Origin of the sequence: Rhodococcus sp. LB1, assembly GCF_001583455.1 — a bacterium.
In the GTDB taxonomy this organism is placed as follows: domain Bacteria; phylum Actinomycetota; class Actinomycetes; order Mycobacteriales; family Mycobacteriaceae; genus Rhodococcus_F; species Rhodococcus_F opacus.
In genome coordinates this window covers 14,670-30,761 of record NZ_LTCZ01000035.1, presented here as the reverse complement: position 1 = coordinate 30,761, position 16,092 = coordinate 14,670, and the positions used below count along the sequence as shown (strand labels likewise).

Below are 16,092 nucleotides of genomic sequence, written 5' to 3'. Positions count from 1 at the left end.
ACGCATCCGCGCCGATCAATCCATGCATTCCCCGCAGCACGCGAAAGGCAATCTCGCACAGTCATGAACCACCTCCGCGATATCCCGCTCTCCCTTCTCAACCTCGCCCCCATCCGGCACGGCGGCACCGCCACCGAGGCGCTGCACGAGACCATCGAACTTGCCCGCAAGGCAGAGGAGTTCGGCTACCACCGCTACTGGATCGCCGAGCACCACAACATGGCCGCCGTGGCCTCCGCGGCGACCTCCGTCCTGATCGGACAGGTGGCCGCTGCCACCGAGCGGATCAAGGTCGGCTCCGGCGGCATCATGCTCCCCAACCACGCCCCGTACGTCGTCGCCGAACAGTTCGGCACCCTCGCCGCCCTCTACCCAGGACGCATCGACCTCGGTCTGGGACGCGCACCGGGCACCGACCCGTGGACCGCCCAGGCACTGCGCCGCGGTGACGCCACCGCCGAGGACTTTCCGGCCCAGGTGTCCGAGGTTCGCCGCTACCTCGCGCCGGGCGGACCCACCCGCCGGGTCCGCGCCATCCCCGGCGAGGGCACCAACGTCCCGCTGTACATCCTCGGTTCTTCCACCTTCGGCGCGGCCCTGGCCGCGAAGGAAGGCCTGCCCTTCGTCTTCGCCTCGCACTTCGCTCCCAATCAGCTGTCCGCTGCCCTGGACATCTACCGTGCGAACTTCCGCCCCTCCGAGAACCTGGACAAGCCGCATGCCGTCGTCGGTGTGAACGTCATCGCCGCCGACACCGACCGAAGCGCTCAGCACATCTTCACGACCCTCCAGCGCAAGTTCCTCACCCTGATCCGCGGCGAACTGCAGAACCTGCCTCCCGTCGACGACATCGACCAGCTGTGGTCCCCGCAAGAAGCTTCGGCCGTCGGTGCCATGCTCCGCGCGTCCTGCGTCGGCTCGCCCGCCACGGTCCGCGACGGCCTCAACGAACTGGTCAAGCACACGCAGGCCGACGAACTCATCGTTCTCACCGAGACCTGGGAGTTCAAGGACCGCATCCGCAGCTACGAACTCCTCGCCGAGCTGAAGACCGCATGACATCCGGCTCCCTCTCGGCGCCCGGCACTGTGAACTCCCCGCTTTTCGACAGCGCAACAGTGGGCGCCCTTACCGTGCCCAATCGCATCGTGATGGCTCCGATGACTCGATCCCGCGCCGCCTCGGATGGCACGCCCAGCGCGTTGATGAGCACCTACTACGCACAGCGCGCCAGCGCCGGACTGATCATCGCCGAGGGCACCCACCCCACCGCGGCCGGCCGACTCGGACCCGGCGTGCCAGGCCTGCACAGTGACGCCCACCGGCGCGGCTGGTCTCGTGTAGCTGATGCGGTGCACGACGCTGGGGGCCGGATCTTCGTGCAGCTGATGCATGCGGGACGTCTCGCCCACCCCTCCTTCCTGCCTGATGGGGTGTATCCCGTGGCGCCCTCGGCCATCGCCGCCCGGGCGGAGGTGTACACCGCAGACGGCAGGAGACTGGCCGTCCGCCCGCAGCAGCTCACCGGAGCCCAGACCCTGACCATTGTCGAGGACTTCGCTCGCTCAGCCGAGCGGGCGATGGCAGCGGGACTGGATGGTGTCGAGATCCACGCCGCCAACGGCTATCTTCTGCACCAGTTCCTCGCCGAGAACACCAATCTGCGCACCGACAACTGGGGCGGATCCAACGAGGGCCGCATCCGGCTGACGGTCGACGTCGTACGAGCGGTCGCCGCGGCCATAGGCCCGCATCGAGTGGGGCTGCGGATCTCCCCCGGCAACCGATTCGGTGACGTCATCGATCACGACCCGCACACCACCTACACATCGCTGGTTCAGGAGCTGGCACAGGAGGAGCTGGCCTACCTGCACCTCGTCGAGGCAGGTAACGCCGACCTCGACGACCGAATCCGGGGCCTGTGGCCGAGTGCTCTCGTGGTGTCGCCGACACTCAGCCGGCCTGACGATGTCACGAAGGTCGGTGCCGCAGATGCCTGGCTCCGACGCGGGGCCGACCTGATTGCCTTCGGCCGCGGCTTCCTTGCCAACCCGGATTTCGTGGAGCGTATCCGCCGAGGCGCCCCGCTCAATGCCCCGGAACCGATCGGGATCTACGGCGGCGACCACCGCGGATACACGGACTACCCGACCCTGGAACAGGCACACACGGTTCGTACGTGACGCGGCAAGCCGCAGGTGTTTGCGTGGAACGCAGTGTTCTGCTGGAGCATCTGCAGTTCTCTCAGGCTTGGTACTTCGGTCCGCGGCAGGTAGGTGTAGCACTCCGCCGTGTGCTTCTTGGCCCACTCCAAGGGCCTTCGAGGTGTATCCCGACGCTGTGAAAACAACGCATTCTCTCTGGTGCATTCGAGATCCCTTGTGAACAAGGCCTATTCGAGATTGCGACCTGTGGGCGTGGTGTTTGATTAACGCGGCGCGACCCTGCTCTCAATGACGCCGCCCGGCTGCCGAGCAAGCCATAGGCCGGGCCTACGGTTCGGTTGACTGCCGCGAACTGGCTTCGAGGAGGTGTTCTGCTTCTGCTCGAGCGGCCCGGCGAACTGCAGTGAGTGCGGCCGTCGGTGAGTTCGGTGCGTAGACGAGTACCAGAGGGAGCCCTAGTCCCAGTTTCCTGTCGAGGGGGAGGAATGTGATGTCGTCTCGGGTGTGATCGACGAACAATAGTGGCAGTACGGCCACCCCGGCGCCGGCGCCGATCATTGCGAGTTGAGCCCACATGTCGTCGGCTTCGACGATTCTTCGAGGTGAGCACTGACTGTCGGTGACGAGGCGGAGTAGTTCGTCGTAGAAGGCTGGGTTCCGGTCGCGTGGGGCCATGATGAAGTCCTCGTCGTTGAGGTCTGCAATGGAGGCGAGGCCGCGAGTTGCCAGTGGGTGGGAGCTGGTGACGGCCGCGTAGAGCGGCTCGTTCATGAGGGTGTCGACCGCGAGACCCGGTGGGGTGGTGGGGCTGCGAAGTATTCCGGCTTCGAGCTGACCGTCGATGAGCTGGCGGAGTTGTGCGTGACTGTTCATGGGGTGCAGTGTCATCCGCACATCGGGGACCTCGGCGCGAACGGACGACAGGATTCGGGGCATGAGCAGCCGCATTGCTGGGTTCACCGCGCCGATTCTCAGCGCCGCGGTTCGTCCGGCGGCGGCGTCGCGGGTGACCTGTTCGAGTCGGACGAGATCTGCCAGTAGCTGCCGGGATCCTTCGACCAGGGTCTCACCGGCCGGCGTCAGCCGACTCCGCCGGGTTGTCCGTTCCACCAGCGGACCGCCGATGAGCCGTTCGAGCTTTCTCACGGTTTGGCTGAGGGTGGGCTGGGAGATATTCAGCCGATCCGCAGCGCGGCTGAAGCTCAGTTCGTCGGCCAGCACCGTGAGGTACTGCAGGTCGCGGATGTTCATCATGCCTCGATTGTGGCGGAGTCGGCCGACCAGACATATAGATTTTAATAATAAATCCATGCCTAAATCTGGCATTGTTTTATGAATCCTGTGCTCTTACGCTCACATCGTCTGGTTGAAGTGATCGAGCCAACTGGGCGAGCCAACCGCTGAAGGGACAGATATCTCAATGACTACGACGGAAACTCTCGCGAGCGAGTACGACGAATACCTTGCAGAAGGCCGTATCTGGGGCCTCGTCGATCGCGAGCGGATCAAGAAAATCAAGTTCGATCGCGTGCCGAAGGAGGTCGTCGACCGCTACCTCGCAATCGAGGACCTGACGACGTCGGTGTCGGACGTGCTCGACTCACTCGGCATCATCGGTGCGGTCCCCGCCTCGTTCCTCAAGCCACTGGCTCCCGGGCAGCAGATCGTGGGCCCCGCGGTGACCATCCGCAATCTCGTCGAGCGCAAGACGCCGACCCAGGGTTATGTGGACAAGGACTTCATTCGCATGTCCACGCGCGACATCTACTACCTGGCCGAGGCAGGCGACGTCCTGGTGACCGACACCGCCGGAGACCTTTCGGTGTCCAACATGGGCGCGCAGTCCTGCACCGTTGCGAAATCGCGCGGTCTCGCCGGCAGCATCGTGTACGGCGCAATCCGCGACGCCGGATCGATCCGCGACATGGGGTACCCGGTGTGGAGCAGCGGCGTGACCCCGATTACCGGAAAGTTCCGGATCGAGGCCATCGAGATGAATGGGCCGGTCACGTTATACGACGTTCGGGTGGAACCTGGCGACCTGATCGTCGCCGACGACTCCGGTGTATGCGTGGTGCCGTTCGAGCATGCGGAGTACGTAATCAGTGAGGTCGAGAGAATTGCGGAAGCCGAGCAGACGATGGCCAAGATGATCATCGAGGGTGCCCCCATCGATCAGTTGCGTCCCCTCTTCCGTAAGCGCTACAGCTGAGCTTACGGTTCAATCTGACGAACAACGGAGTTCGCATGCTCGGAATACACCAACGACCGCGCGCATCTCACGCGGTCCTGTCGTGGGCGACGCTCGCCACGGTCGCCGCCGTGTCGACGGCGTGTTCTGTCGGCCCGGGTGGGGCCTCCGGCTCGGGTCCGGTCGACGCGGGGAAGTATCCCTCGGACACGATCGAGGTAGTCGTTCCCTACGAGGCCGGTGGTGCGACGGACCAGATGGTCCGCTCGCTGTCACAGCCGGTGGCCGAAGGTCTCGGTGACGAACCACTGGTGGTGCTCAACCAACCCGGCGGTGCTGGAACGATCGGCACCACCCGAGTCGTTGCTGCGAGCCCTGACGGGTACACCCTCGGGTTCATTGCCGGCGGGCCGCTGACGGTGCAGCCGCACTACGGTCGCACCGTCTACTCATTTGACGATGTGACGCCGGTCGCCCGTGTCGCGGTGGCACCGATCGTGCTGGCTGTGCCGGCAGACTCGCCCTGGCAGACGGTGGGCGACATGATCGCGAGCGTGCGAGAAGATCCGGGCTCGTTCCGATACGCCTCGACCGGCGCCGGAAATCCAGCCAACCTGGCCATGGAGAAGCTGGATGCAGCAGCAGCCATCGAAACGACCCAGGTTCCGTTCGAAAGCAGCGCCGAGGCGGTGACCGCCCTGCTCGGCGGAAACGTCGAGGGGGCAGCCGGCTCTCCATCCGGTTTCGCCGCCTCGGTTCGCTCCGGCGACCTCCGGATTCTCGCCAACCTCGGCAGCGTGAAGGGTGCCGAGTACGCCTCCGTGCCCACCCTGAAAGAATCCGGATACGACGTCGCGACGGACATCACGTCAGGATTTATCGCTCCGAAAGATCTCCCCGAGCCCTACCTACGCGAGATATCCAACTCGATCCGGGATGCCCTCGAAGACCCGGAGATCCGAAAGCAGATCGAATTGACCGGCGCAGTCCCCAATTTCGGGAGCCCGGAGGAGTACCGCGCGGACATTGCCCGTGAGTACTCCGAGACAGGAGAGGTGCTCCATGAAGCTGGACTCATCTGATCGGATCGAAGAAGCCGAACGGCGCGAGCACAACGATGTCGTGGCTTCCCTCGATGAGCCGCGCGAGGTCGAGGTGTCGAAGGATCTGTTCGGTCTGAAGGCGTCCCTGCTCGTCCATGTCGGGGTGACCCTGCTGGGGGTGATCGCGATATGGCTTGCGATCGACCTCGGAGTGGGGACGCTCGGCAAGCCTGGGCCCGGGTTGTGGCCGCTGGCCGCAGGTGCATTGATGACGGCGGCCGGTGTGGCCACCATCGTCCAGACGGCACTGGGGGAGCGCGTCGAATCATTGCGAGGATCGGCTCGGCCCGCGTTCGGTGTCGCGCTGGCAATCGTGTTCGTGCTGCTGTTCAGCTTCGTCAGCGTCATCGTGGCGCTGATCGCGGTGTTCGCGCTCTGGACCCGACTGCTCGGCAAACTCCCCTGGCGTTCCGTGGTGATCTGGACAGTGCTCGGCACCGCAGCGCTCTATCTGCTTTTCGGAGTCCTCATCTCGACGCCGTTCCCGGCGCCGCTGACGGCGATTCCGTAATCGAAGGACAGTCACCATGGATGCGATCCTCCACGGGTTCGGCGTTGCGTTCGAGCCCATCAACCTTCTCGCGGTGCTCCTCGGCTGCATTCTCGGCATCGTCGTCGGGGTGCTTCCCGGGCTGGGCCCGATCACCACCATTTCCATCCTCATCCCCTTCACCTACGCGATGTCGCCGGCGACGGCGATCATCCTCCTCGCCGGCGTCTACGCCGGCGTAATGTACGGCGGCACCGTCACTTCGGTGTTGCTGCGGCTTCCGGGAGAGGCGGCGTCGGTGGTCACGGCAATCGACGGGTACGAAATGGCCCGCCGAGGCCGCGCCGGACCGGCTCTGGGGATTTCCGCGATCGGGTCCTTCGTCGGTGCGACGGTCGCCCTCGTCGGGCTCACCTTCTTCGCCCCGGCACTGGCCGACCTGGCGCTTCATCTCGGCCCACCGGAATACGCGACCCTCGCGATATTCGGGCTGATGCTCATCGCGTACCTGGGCGGGGGTTCATTCTCCAAGGCCATGGTCGCCGCCGGCGCGGGGCTGTTCCTCGCCACTGTTGGCCTGGATCCGATCTCCGGCGCCGTGCGGTTCAGTGGTGATTCCCTGCAACTGGTCGACGGCTTCGACGTCGTCGCGATTGTGCTCGGACTGTTCGGTATCGGTGAGGTGCTCTACAACCTGCGCCCAGGGTCCCAGGAGGACGGCGATACGGTCACCACCAAAATCGGCCGGGTCTTCCCCTCCCGGGCGGATCTGCGGCGCAGCCGCGGGGCGATCGGCCGGGGCTCCGTTCTCGGCACGCTCGTCGGGCTGGTCCCCGGCGGCGGTGGTCTCGTGTCCTCGCTGGTCAGCTACGGCGTCGAACGCCGGGTCGCCAAGCATCCCGAAGAGTTCGGAAAGGGAGCGATCGAGGGTGTCGCCGGGCCGGAGACTGCGAACAATGCCTCCTCGACGTCGGCGTTCGTGCCGCTGCTGAGTCTGGGAATCCCATTCAATGTCACGGTGTCCCTACTGTTCAGCGTCCTGCTCGTACACGGGATCACGCCCGGGCCGCAACTGGTCGACGAGCACCCGGACGTGTTCTGGGGCGTCATCGCCTCGATGTACATCGGCAACGTCGTCCTGCTGATCCTGAGCCTGCCGCTGATCGGTGTCTTCGTGCAGATCCTGCGGTTGAAGTTCAGCGTGCTTGCCCCGCTGATCGTCGCGGTCAGCCTCATCGGCCTCTACACGATCGACAACAACACCTGGAGCATGTGGGTGGCCATCACGTTCGGCGTCGTGGGATATCTGATGCGGCTGTGGGGGTTCCCGCTCGGGCCTATGGTCCTCGCATTCATCCTCGGGGAAATCCTCGAATCGGCGTTGCGTCAGTCGCTCATCCTCTCCGGAGGCAGCTTCGACATCTTCGTGACCAGACCGGGTTCGCTCACGATCCTTCTGCTGGTCGCCGCGATCATCTGCTACTCCGTGGTCAGCTTGTTCCGCGCGCGAGCCAGGCGCGAAGGGGATGGCGCCGTCTCATCCGAGTCGTCGGGGGCTCCGGAGAACGGGCCGTCCGCTTCCGACGGCAGCGCACCCTCCGCCGGGCAGCACCGTCTCGTCGAGAAGAAATAGCGGCCGCAGTCCTCCACCACCCGGTTCCCCAAGACCGTTCCGATCCCTCCAGGTACTGGGCACGAGCCAGAAGGGCTGCCCGGTACCTGGAGAGCGCAGAGAGGAAGGAACGGTCAATGGAGTTGCGGCAGTTGCGATATTTCATAGCGGTGGCCGAGGACGAGCAATTCAGCAAGGCGGCCGCACGGCTGGGTGTCGCCCAGTCCACGATCAGTGAACAGGTCCGCCTGCTCGAGAAGCATCTCGATGCCGAACTGTTCCTGCGATCGAGCCGCAGCGTGCGCCTCACCTCCGCAGGGGAAGCGCTGCTGGCGGGAGCCCGAACCACGATCGCCGAGTTGAGCCGACTCGAAGAGGTCGTCCGCAAGCACGCGATGGGACAATCGGGGGAGTTGCGAGTCGGAGCGGTCGGGCCGGCGTTGCACCGGGCCGTCCCCCTGATCCTGCGGCGACTGATTCGAGCGTCCCCCGATCTCGCCGTGAGCATTCACACCCTTTCGACCGAGGCGCAGGTACGCAAGCTCGTCGCCGGTGAGCTCGACGTCGGGTTCGTGCGCGGCCTCGTCAGGCGCCGCGGCTTGCGTGTCGAAACGCTGATGGAAGAGGCGCTGTGGGCCGTCTTGCCCTCGGATCATTGCCTCGCGCAGGCTGACACGCTGTCCCTTTCCGACCTCAACGGTGAACCCTTCGTGTTCTGGCCCCGGGGTCGTAACCCCAGTTTCTACGACCAGCTCATCTCGACGTGCCACCAGCACGACTGTGTGCCCAGCCAGATGATCGAGGGCTCCGACATGCAAACCCAGATGGCTTTCATCGGTGCGGGTCTGGGGGTGTCGGTTCAACCCGAGTCGTTCCGGGACAGATCCCGCGACGACGTCGTCTTCGTCCCCTTGTCTGGGGCGGTGCGCAAGGTCGCGCTGCAACTCGCGTGGAGCCCGACCTTCGAGACACCGGCGGTGCGCACCTTGCTGCACAACGCACGGCTGGGTCGTGCCGAACTCCGCCGCCGCGCCAGCTGACAAACTATCGGAATTTCCGATGCAGCTATCGCCCAATGCCGGTTGTACCGAAGGGAACTCGAAAATAGTGTGAGGTGCAGCACCAGTGAGACGTAGCTGGGCTTCACATCACAGGAGATCTCGTGGAATTTCATACCATTGCAACCGATGTCGGGTTCACCGAAGGGCCAGTTTTCACTCAGGCCGGTGACATCGTCTTCACCTCCATCGACCGAGGCCGCGTGTACCTCGTCCGGGACGGCGAGACCTCCACGTTGGGTTTGACCGGTGCCGGACCGAACGGCGCGACCGAGGGTGCCGACGGCAGCATCTATGTCGCGCAGAACGCCGGCCAGTTCCCTGCCCACCGGTGGCCGGGTGTGACGGGTGGCGTTCAGGCGATCAGCCCCGAAGGCCTGGTTCGGACCATCTCGACCGACCCGTGCTTCCCGAATGATCTCTGCTTCGGACCCGACGGATTCCTGTATGTCACCGACCCGAGCCGCGGCCCGCGACGGGACGACGGCCGGCTGTGGCGGATCGATGTCACCACAGGCGAATCCGAGCTCCTGACGTCGACTGCGTGGTACCCGAACGGAATCGGATTCGGCCGCGAGGACGACGCCATGTACGTCGCTCAGGGCGCCGAGGGCCGCATCCTGCGATTCCCGTTCGCTCCCGGAGGCAAGCTCGGTACCCCCGAGCTTTTCGTCCAACTCGCTCACGGCCGCCCGGACGGATTCGCCTGGGATGTCGACGGCAACATGGTGATCGGTGCCATCACCGGTACCGCGCCGGGCGACCTGCAGGTCTACGGTCCCGACGGCAAGCTTCTCGACATCATCGCACCGGGTGAAGGCACGAAGTACACCAACGTCGCGATCTCACCGGACAAGCAGCTCATCGTGACCGACTCTGACAAGGGCCAGGTTCTGAGCGCCGACTGGCCCAGCGCCGGTCTGCTGCTGCACCCGTTCCGCAACAAGGCCTGACTCTCATGCACACCCTGCAGCACCGACACGATCTCGACGGTCACGTCACCGCCGTCACCCTCGACTTCCCCACGCCCGGAACCGCGGAGTTTCTCGCGCACAACGGGTTCGCCGCGATCGCGATCGATTTCGAGCACAGCAACCCCGACTGGAACACCGTCGAAAACATCGTGCGGGCGTGCGAGCTCACCGAGGCCACCGTCATCGCCCGGGTTCCACACTCACCCGAACTGGTTGCGAACTGCCTCGACCTCGGAATAGCGCACTTCCAACTCGCCCACGTCGACACCGCGCAGCAAGTAGAGAAGATCCTCGACTGCGCCCGGTTCGCCCCCCGCGGGACCCGCGGCATCGGACGGTCCAGGGCAAACCGCTTCGGGCACTACCCGGGTGGCTACCAACAGTTCCGGCACGTGGCCGAGTCGGTGTCCCTGATCGTCCACATCGAATCCTTGGACGGGATCGCCTCGCTGCCCGATCTGATCGCGATCGACGAGGTCCGGATCGTTCTCGTCGGCGCCCAGGATCTCGCCGCCTCGATGGGCCACATCGGTCGCAGCGATCATCCGGAGGTCCAGTCGGCGATCGACCGGATCATCGACACCGTTCGTACCAGTGGGAAGGCCATCGGAATGTCAGCCAGTTCCCCGACCGACGCTGCCGCGGCAGCCGAGTTCGGCGCAACCTTCCTCTTGGCGTCACAGGCGCGGCTGATGTCGGGTGCGGCGTCGGTGCTGCACTCCGCGCTCGACCGCAGCCCGGCTGTTCAGCCGGTCGCCGGAGGCACCCGATGATCCCTCCCGTTACCCGTCAGATTGCCGAGTTCGTCGCGGCCGCACCGACGCATCCACTCGATGCCGAGGCCGCTCGGATGGCGGTTCGGGCCTTCGTCGACACCGTGGGCGTCGCGGTCGCCGGTGCACACGAGCCGGTGGTGTCCGCGGCGAAGAGTGTGATGGTTCCCGAGGGCGGATCGTCGAACCGCGCAGCCACCCTGTTGACCAGCGGGGAGCGTGTCTCCGCCGCGCACGCCGCACTGATCAACGGCACGGCGGGTCATGCACTGGACTTCGACGACCACCTGTCCGATGTCAACGGGCACCCGAGCGTGGTGCTGGTGCCGGCGATCCTCGCCAGTGGTGAGGAGAACCGGCTGTCCGGCAGTGCGATGCTCGAGGCCTACGTCGTAGGCCATCAGGTGATGTGCGCAGTGTCCGAAGCACTGCCGGTCCGGCCGCATTGGGCTCACGGATGGCACGCGACCGAAACTGTCGGCGTGCTCGGTGTCGCTGCCGCAGTGGCACGGCTCGAGGGCCTGACCATCCGCGAGATCCAGTCTGCGCTGGGAATCGCCGCCTCCATGGCGGCGGGAAGCCGGCAGAACTGCGGGTTCAGCGTCAAGCCGGTCCATGCGGGAATGGCGGCTATGAACGGTCTGCTCGCCGCCCGCTTCGTGGCGGCAGGTATCGACGCCGACCCGGATCAGCTCGAAGCCCCGATCGGGTTCTTCCACCTGTTCGGTGTCGACTCGGACCTGTCGAAGGTCGAGTCGGTGCTCGGAGAACGGTGGACAGTCACTACCCGTGGCCTCAACGTCAAGCGGTACCCGGCGTGCTATGCCGTCCACCCCGCGGGCGATGCCGCAGTCGATCTCGCCAAGGCGGGACTGAACACCCGAGATGTCGCGGCGATCAAGGTCACCGTGCAGCCCACCGGCTTGACCGGGCCAATCCATCATCGCCCGACCACGGGAAACCAGGCGAAGTTCAGCATGGAATACACGGTGGCGGCAGCACTGGTCGACGGCCGGCTCGGGCTCGATACCTTCACCGACACCCATGTGATCGACGAGAAGATCCAACACCTCGTCCCGCTGGTCGACACCTGTGAATCCACGACCCCTCCCGTCGGGCCCGGTGAGTACGAAAAATGGTACGCAACAGTACAAATCACTACCAAGAACGGCGAGACGGTGCACGCACGTGGAGACATGCCGCACGGCTACACCCACGACCCGCTCACCGACAGTGAGCTCGACGGCAAGTTCGCCGAATGCATGGCCGTCCCCGGAGTCGTCTGGGACGGCACCGAACTGCTCGCCCGGCTGCGCAACCTCGAGCACTGCACGAACGTCCGCGAGGTGCTGGCCGAATCCACACGCACACCCCACTTCCCGAGTTCGCCGACCGAACTCGAATCCGCAACCACCGCACTCTGAAGGGGACCCCGAAATGCCTAACATCACCGTCGAAATCTTCCGAGGCCGCACCCTTGACCAGCGTCGTCAGTTCGTCCAGGGAATCACCCAGGCTGCCGTCGACGCCTTCGGTATCGCCCCTGAGGGGGTCCGGATCACCTTCTTCGAGATCGAAGACCACGACCTGGCCCGCGGCGGACGCCTGTTCAGCGACCCCGCACCGGCCGCCGTCGACGCCGCCGACTCCCAGCCCGCGGATCCGTCAGCGGTGGGACAGCGATGAAACGACGCGCGCTGCTCGCGGGTACCTGTGCCGGACTGCTCGCCCTCGTCGTCGGCTGCGCGAACAGCACGGAGTTGTCCGCGGCGAACGGCCGCACGACCATCAAGCTGGCGTCGTCGATCACCGGTAGCTCGTTCCTCGCCGTCACCGCCGGTATCGAGCAGGGGATCTTCGACAAGAACGGCATCGACGTGGAGGTCATCAAGGTCAAGAGCACCGCCGAGGGAGCCGCGGCGGTGGCGAGTGGGCAGGCCAACGTCGCGGCCATGCTCACCGAAGGCGTGATCTCCTCCCGGGCATCGGGTTCGGACCTGAAGATCATCGCCAACCTCCTCACCGAGGATCAGCACATCCTGTACAGCAAGCCGGACATCGACTCCATCGAACAGTTCGCCGGCCGCAGCTTGGCCATCGTCGGACCGGGCAGCGGCACCGAGATCCTCGCCAAGGGACTCTTCGAACGATCAGGGGTGGATCCGGCAAGCGTGCAATACATTCCGTCCGGTGCGGCGTCGACCCAGATGGCTGCACTGGTCGCCGGGCAGGTCGACGGCGCCGGCCTCGTCCCGCCCTATGATCTGACCGCGGCAGAATCGGGGTCGAAGGAGATCGTGGAGTACCGCGACATCCTCCCGAAGCTCACCCCGCAGGTGTTCGCCGCCAGTGAGCGAGTCCTCACACCCAACCCGGACGAATTCCGCGCTTTCCTGTCGGCGTACAAGGAAAGCGCCCGGTGGGTCGTCGACCACCCCGACGAAGCCATCTCCATCCTGATGAATGACAGCCAGATCAGCTACGACGCTGCCAAGGACGCCTACGACTTCGCGAAGCCGGATTACTCGACCGACGGGCTCGTCGACAAGCAAGGCCTGCAGACCTGGCTCGACCTCACCGACAAATACGGGACGATCCACGACGAACTGCCCACCGTCGACGACCTCTACGACCCGACATACGCACAAACCGCGCCCTAGCCTGTTCCCCGGCCATGACACCTCCGCACACTCCCCGAGTATTCGCGAAGCCCTCAGATCTGCGGGACCTGATGGTCCGATCTGACCATCCTGCCGAGCCGATGCGCCGGCATGGAGACCAACTTGGAGAACCAATGACTGCACCGACGAAAATCCACGCAGCAGCATCAACGCGCGTGGCCACTACCGACCGCAGTGTTCCGCCGATCCTGGAAGTCGATTCCGTGGTCTTCGGCTACGGGGCCGAGACGATCATCGACAACGTCAGCTTCGACGGCCGCGCCGGCGACTTCATCTCGATCATCGGGCCCAGCGGTTGCGGTAAGAGCACCCTGCTGACCCTGCTCGACGGAATGGCGCAACCACTCGCAGGAAGCGTGCGGGTCAATGGGCAAAGGCCACTACCAGGCGAGCCCTCGCGCTCGATGGTGTTCCAGAACTTCGCGCTGATGCCATGGAAGACCGTGCTCGACAACGTCGAGCTCGGATTGCGGTACCGCCGCAAAGATCTGGCGAAGAAGGAGCGGTATGACATCGCGCACGAGTACCTGAAGAAGGTCGGCCTGGACCGATCGTCGAAGTTGTACCCTCGGCACCTTTCGGGAGGCATGCAGCAACGAGTCGGACTCGCCCGCGCCTTTGCCGTGCAACCGCAAATTCTGCTGATGGACGAACCTTTCGGCGCGCTCGATGCGCAGAACGCCGAGATCTTGAGGGAAGATGTTCGCGCCCTTGTCCAAGAGGAGCAGCGGACGGTCGTCTTCGTCACCCACAACCTCGACGAAGCGCTGCAGCTGTCCAACCGAATCCTGCTGATGACCGCCGGCCCCGGCCGGATCCGCGAAGCCGTCACCGTCGACCTCCCCGACGAAGACAGTGACGACTACCCGGCCCGTTATGAGGCCTACCGCAAGCAACTCTGGATGCACCTTCGGCAAGAGGTCAACGAGACCCGCGCACGTGAAGAAGAAGGACCTACCCGATGACCACGACAGCAGCCAACCGATCCGACCGGTCGCAGAAGGACCCGACACCCGCACGGCAGCCCAGCACCTGGCGCCGTTACGAACGCTACTGGTTGCCGATCGGCACAGTCGTCATCATTCTCGTGGTCTGGGAAATACTGGGCAGGATGGGCCTGTGGAACCCGCTGTTCTTCAGCTCACCGAGCGAGATCTGGGGTGGATTCACGTCTTTGACGGAAGGCCCGCTCTGGTCAGATCTGCGGGTGAGCGGTATCGAGTTTGCCATCGGCATGGCGATAGCCCTGGGTCTCGGCGTCCCGATCGGACTGCTCCTCGGCTCGAATCGCCGCCTCAACCACGCCTTCGACCCGATCATCAACGCCCTGTACTCGACCCCGATCCTCGTCCTCACCCCCCTGCTGGTGATCTGGTTCGGTCTCGGCATGGGATCGAAGATCGCCAACGTCGCGATCCTCGCAATCTTCCCGGTCATCATCAACATGATCGAAGGCGTGCGAACCGTCGATCCTGTGCTGCTGCGCGCGGCCCGCTCCTTCGGCGCCAGCGGACTGTCGATCTACAAAGATGTCACCTTTCCCTCCGTGATTCCTTTCTTCATCACCGGTGTTCGACTCGCGATCGGCAAGGGAATGATCGCTGTGGTCGTCGGCGAGTACATTGCAGCAACCGAAGGCATCGGCTACCGCATCCGCGCCGACGCGGAGGTCTTCAACACCTCTCGATACCTTGCCGCAGTCATGATCATGGTCGTCATCTCGGTCGTGATGATGGGGCTTCTCAAGGTCGTAGAAAAGAAACTCGCACCCTGGCGAGACACCACAATCGCGTGATCGACCTCGCGACCTACCGTCGCATTCCGCCACCGATGCGCTGATCGGCGGTTCATCCGGCACGTGTCCAGCGCTGCCCAACTGCCAACAGCGCGCACGTATGAGGAGTCCCAAGGCACATGAGCACAGCACTGGAGCAGATTCGGCAAGCTCACCACACCGTCAGATGCATGAGAGGTACCCGCCGGCGTCAACCGGACGTGCCCACGCGCTCGGCCCGGCGAGCGCACCTGCTGAGGCAACTACACGCGTCCTCGGCAGGACAGCGATGAAGCGACGCGCGCTGCTGGCGGGAGCGTGTGCCGGGTTGCTCGCCCTCGTCGCCAGCTGTGCCAACAGCACGGAGTTGTCCGCGGCGAACGGCCGTACCACGATCAAGCTGGCGTCGTCGATCACCGGTAGCTCGTTTCTCGCCGTGACCGCCGGTATCGAGCAGGGGATCTTCGACAAGAACGGCATCGACGTCGAGGTCATCAGGGTGAAGAGCACAGCAGAGGCAACCGCGGCGGTGGCGAGTGGGCAGGCCAACGTCGCGGCCATGCTCACCGAAGGCGTGATCTCCTCCCGGGCATCGGGTTCGGATCTGAAGATCATCGCCAATCTCCTCACCGAGCAGCAGTACTTGCTGTACAGCAAGCCGGGCATCGACTCCATCGGACAGTTTGCCGGCCGCAAGCTCGCGACCGGCGGACCTGGCAGCGGAGAAACCCTGGCCAAAGGCCTGTTCGCGGCGATGGGGGTAGATCCATCGACCGTGGCCTACATCGCTTCCGGACCCCTCGCCACCCAGGTGGCTGCCCTCTCGGCCGGGCAGGTCGACGGCGCCAGCCTCGTTCCCCCATACTCCCTCGCCGCAAGTACGGAGGGCGCACGGAAGATCATCGAGTTCCGTGACGTGTTCCCGAAGCTCACCCCACAGGTGTTCGCCGCCAGTGAGCGAGTCCTCACACCCAATCCGAACGAATTCCGCGCATTCCTGTCGGCGTACAAGGAAAGCGCCCGGTGGGTCGTCGATCATCCCGACGAAGCCGTCTCGATCCTGATGAACGACAGCCAGATCAGCTACGACGCCGCCAAGGACGCCTACGAGTTCGCGATGCCGGACTACTCGACCGACGGACTCGTCGACAAGCAAGGCCTGCAGACCTGGCTCGACCTCACCGACAAGTACGGGACGGTCCACGACGAACTGCCCACCGTCGACGAACTCTACGACCCCAGCTACGTGTCGAACACACCGTGATCGACCC

The 16,092-nt window shown here is 64.7% G+C and carries 16 protein-coding genes; 15 read left to right on the top strand and 1 reads right to left on the bottom strand.

Annotated features, from left to right (window positions below; genetic code table 11):
- Nucleotides 1-63 precede the first annotated feature (63 nt).
- Both AZG88_RS06850 and AZG88_RS06845 read left to right on the top strand, forming a co-directional pair.
- The gene (locus AZG88_RS06850; RefSeq protein ID WP_061697291.1) at nucleotides 64-1,059 is read left to right on the top strand and encodes an LLM class flavin-dependent oxidoreductase; all 996 of its coding nucleotides are present in this window, start codon (nucleotides 64-66) and stop codon (nucleotides 1,057-1,059) included.
- The gene (locus tag AZG88_RS06845; protein ID WP_037182464.1) at nucleotides 1,056-2,183 is read left to right on the top strand and encodes an alkene reductase; all 1,128 of its coding nucleotides are present in this window, start codon (nucleotides 1,056-1,058) and stop codon (nucleotides 2,181-2,183) included. Before AZG88_RS06850 ends, AZG88_RS06845 begins: the two co-directional genes overlap by 4 nt.
- A 309-nt stretch (nucleotides 2,184-2,492) precedes the next feature.
- On the opposite strand, the gene AZG88_RS06840 is transcribed toward AZG88_RS06845, so the two are convergent.
- Nucleotides 2,493-3,419, bottom strand: coding sequence for a LysR family transcriptional regulator (locus AZG88_RS06840; protein ID WP_050983325.1), 927 nt, complete (start codon nucleotides 3,417-3,419; stop codon nucleotides 2,493-2,495).
- Between the two features lie 166 nt (nucleotides 3,420-3,585).
- Here AZG88_RS06840 and AZG88_RS06835 point away from each other — a divergent pair, with 166 nt between their 5' ends.
- From AZG88_RS06835 to AZG88_RS06775, 13 genes are all read left to right on the top strand, one after another.
- On the top strand, nucleotides 3,586-4,377 hold the full coding sequence (locus tag AZG88_RS06835) for an RraA family protein (RefSeq protein WP_005250714.1): 792 nt from the start codon (nucleotides 3,586-3,588) through the stop codon (nucleotides 4,375-4,377).
- Between the two features lie 35 nt (nucleotides 4,378-4,412).
- Nucleotides 4,413-5,438 (top strand): tripartite tricarboxylate transporter substrate binding protein, encoded by a 1,026-nt coding sequence (locus AZG88_RS06830; RefSeq protein WP_061697290.1) that lies wholly within the window; start codon nucleotides 4,413-4,415, stop codon nucleotides 5,436-5,438.
- Entirely contained in the window at nucleotides 5,419-5,970 is a 552-nt protein-coding gene (locus AZG88_RS06825) for a tripartite tricarboxylate transporter TctB family protein (protein ID WP_025433351.1), read from the top strand. Before AZG88_RS06830 ends, AZG88_RS06825 begins: the two co-directional genes overlap by 20 nt.
- A gap of 16 nt (nucleotides 5,971-5,986) precedes the next feature.
- Nucleotides 5,987-7,582, top strand: a complete 1,596-nt coding sequence (locus AZG88_RS06820; protein WP_061045916.1) for a tripartite tricarboxylate transporter permease — start codon at nucleotides 5,987-5,989, stop codon at nucleotides 7,580-7,582.
- A gap of 116 nt (nucleotides 7,583-7,698) precedes the next feature.
- On the top strand, nucleotides 7,699-8,601 hold the full coding sequence (locus AZG88_RS06815; protein ID WP_025433350.1) for a LysR family transcriptional regulator: 903 nt from the start codon (nucleotides 7,699-7,701) through the stop codon (nucleotides 8,599-8,601).
- Nucleotides 8,602-8,723: 122 nt separating this feature from the next.
- On the top strand, nucleotides 8,724-9,572 hold the full coding sequence (locus AZG88_RS06810; protein ID WP_061697289.1) for an SMP-30/gluconolactonase/LRE family protein: 849 nt from the start codon (nucleotides 8,724-8,726) through the stop codon (nucleotides 9,570-9,572).
- A 5-nt stretch (nucleotides 9,573-9,577) separates the two neighbouring features.
- Nucleotides 9,578-10,366 carry an HpcH/HpaI aldolase family protein gene (locus tag AZG88_RS06805; protein WP_061697288.1) on the top strand — a complete coding sequence of 263 codons (789 nt, stop codon included), beginning with the start codon at nucleotides 9,578-9,580 and terminating at the stop codon, nucleotides 10,364-10,366.
- On the top strand, nucleotides 10,363-11,790 hold the full coding sequence (locus AZG88_RS06800; protein WP_082833248.1) for an MmgE/PrpD family protein: 1,428 nt from the start codon (nucleotides 10,363-10,365) through the stop codon (nucleotides 11,788-11,790). Before AZG88_RS06805 ends, AZG88_RS06800 begins: the two co-directional genes overlap by 4 nt.
- A gap of 13 nt (nucleotides 11,791-11,803) precedes the next feature.
- Nucleotides 11,804-12,052 (top strand): tautomerase family protein, encoded by a 249-nt coding sequence (locus AZG88_RS06795; protein ID WP_061697287.1) that lies wholly within the window; start codon nucleotides 11,804-11,806, stop codon nucleotides 12,050-12,052.
- Entirely contained in the window at nucleotides 12,049-13,026 is a 978-nt protein-coding gene (locus tag AZG88_RS06790; RefSeq protein ID WP_061697286.1) for an ABC transporter substrate-binding protein, read from the top strand. Before AZG88_RS06795 ends, AZG88_RS06790 begins: the two co-directional genes overlap by 4 nt.
- 176 nt (nucleotides 13,027-13,202) lie before the next feature.
- Nucleotides 13,203-14,012 carry an ABC transporter ATP-binding protein gene (locus tag AZG88_RS06785; RefSeq protein WP_231913850.1) on the top strand — a complete coding sequence of 270 codons (810 nt, stop codon included), beginning with the start codon at nucleotides 13,203-13,205 and terminating at the stop codon, nucleotides 14,010-14,012.
- Complete coding sequence (locus AZG88_RS06780) at nucleotides 14,009-14,842, top strand: ABC transporter permease (RefSeq protein ID WP_005250729.1); 834 nt, start codon at nucleotides 14,009-14,011, stop codon at nucleotides 14,840-14,842. The genes AZG88_RS06785 and AZG88_RS06780 overlap by 4 nt, the downstream gene beginning before the upstream one ends.
- 268 nt (nucleotides 14,843-15,110) lie before the next feature.
- Nucleotides 15,111-16,085, top strand: coding sequence for an ABC transporter substrate-binding protein (locus AZG88_RS06775; RefSeq protein WP_061697284.1), 975 nt, complete (start codon nucleotides 15,111-15,113; stop codon nucleotides 16,083-16,085).
- The last annotated feature ends 7 nt before the right edge of the window (nucleotides 16,086-16,092 follow it).

What these genes read in the sequence shown, in the direction of transcription:
- AZG88_RS06830 (WP_061697290.1), top strand. Translation starts at nt 4,413, where the DNA reads ATGCTCGGAATACACCAACGACCGCGCGCATCTCACGCGGTCCTGTCG.
- AZG88_RS06840 (WP_050983325.1), bottom strand. Translation starts at nt 3,419, where the DNA reads ATGATGAACATCCGCGACCTGCAGTACCTCACGGTGCTGGCCGACGAA.
- AZG88_RS06790 (WP_061697286.1), top strand. Translation starts at nt 12,049, where the DNA reads ATGAAACGACGCGCGCTGCTCGCGGGTACCTGTGCCGGACTGCTCGCC.
- AZG88_RS06815 (WP_025433350.1), top strand. Translation starts at nt 7,699, where the DNA reads ATGGAGTTGCGGCAGTTGCGATATTTCATAGCGGTGGCCGAGGACGAG.
- AZG88_RS06825 (WP_025433351.1), top strand. Translation starts at nt 5,419, where the DNA reads ATGAAGCTGGACTCATCTGATCGGATCGAAGAAGCCGAACGGCGCGAG.
- AZG88_RS06795 (WP_061697287.1), top strand. Translation starts at nt 11,804, where the DNA reads ATGCCTAACATCACCGTCGAAATCTTCCGAGGCCGCACCCTTGACCAG.
- AZG88_RS06780 (WP_005250729.1), top strand. Translation starts at nt 14,009, where the DNA reads ATGACCACGACAGCAGCCAACCGATCCGACCGGTCGCAGAAGGACCCG.
- AZG88_RS06845 (WP_037182464.1), top strand. Translation starts at nt 1,056, where the DNA reads ATGACATCCGGCTCCCTCTCGGCGCCCGGCACTGTGAACTCCCCGCTT.
- AZG88_RS06805 (WP_061697288.1), top strand. Translation starts at nt 9,578, where the DNA reads ATGCACACCCTGCAGCACCGACACGATCTCGACGGTCACGTCACCGCC.
- AZG88_RS06835 (WP_005250714.1), top strand. Translation starts at nt 3,586, where the DNA reads ATGACTACGACGGAAACTCTCGCGAGCGAGTACGACGAATACCTTGCA.
- AZG88_RS06820 (WP_061045916.1), top strand. Translation starts at nt 5,987, where the DNA reads ATGGATGCGATCCTCCACGGGTTCGGCGTTGCGTTCGAGCCCATCAAC.
- AZG88_RS06775 (WP_061697284.1), top strand. Translation starts at nt 15,111, where the DNA reads ATGAAGCGACGCGCGCTGCTGGCGGGAGCGTGTGCCGGGTTGCTCGCC.
- AZG88_RS06850 (WP_061697291.1), top strand. Translation starts at nt 64, where the DNA reads ATGAACCACCTCCGCGATATCCCGCTCTCCCTTCTCAACCTCGCCCCC.
- AZG88_RS06800 (WP_082833248.1), top strand. Translation starts at nt 10,363, where the DNA reads ATGATCCCTCCCGTTACCCGTCAGATTGCCGAGTTCGTCGCGGCCGCA.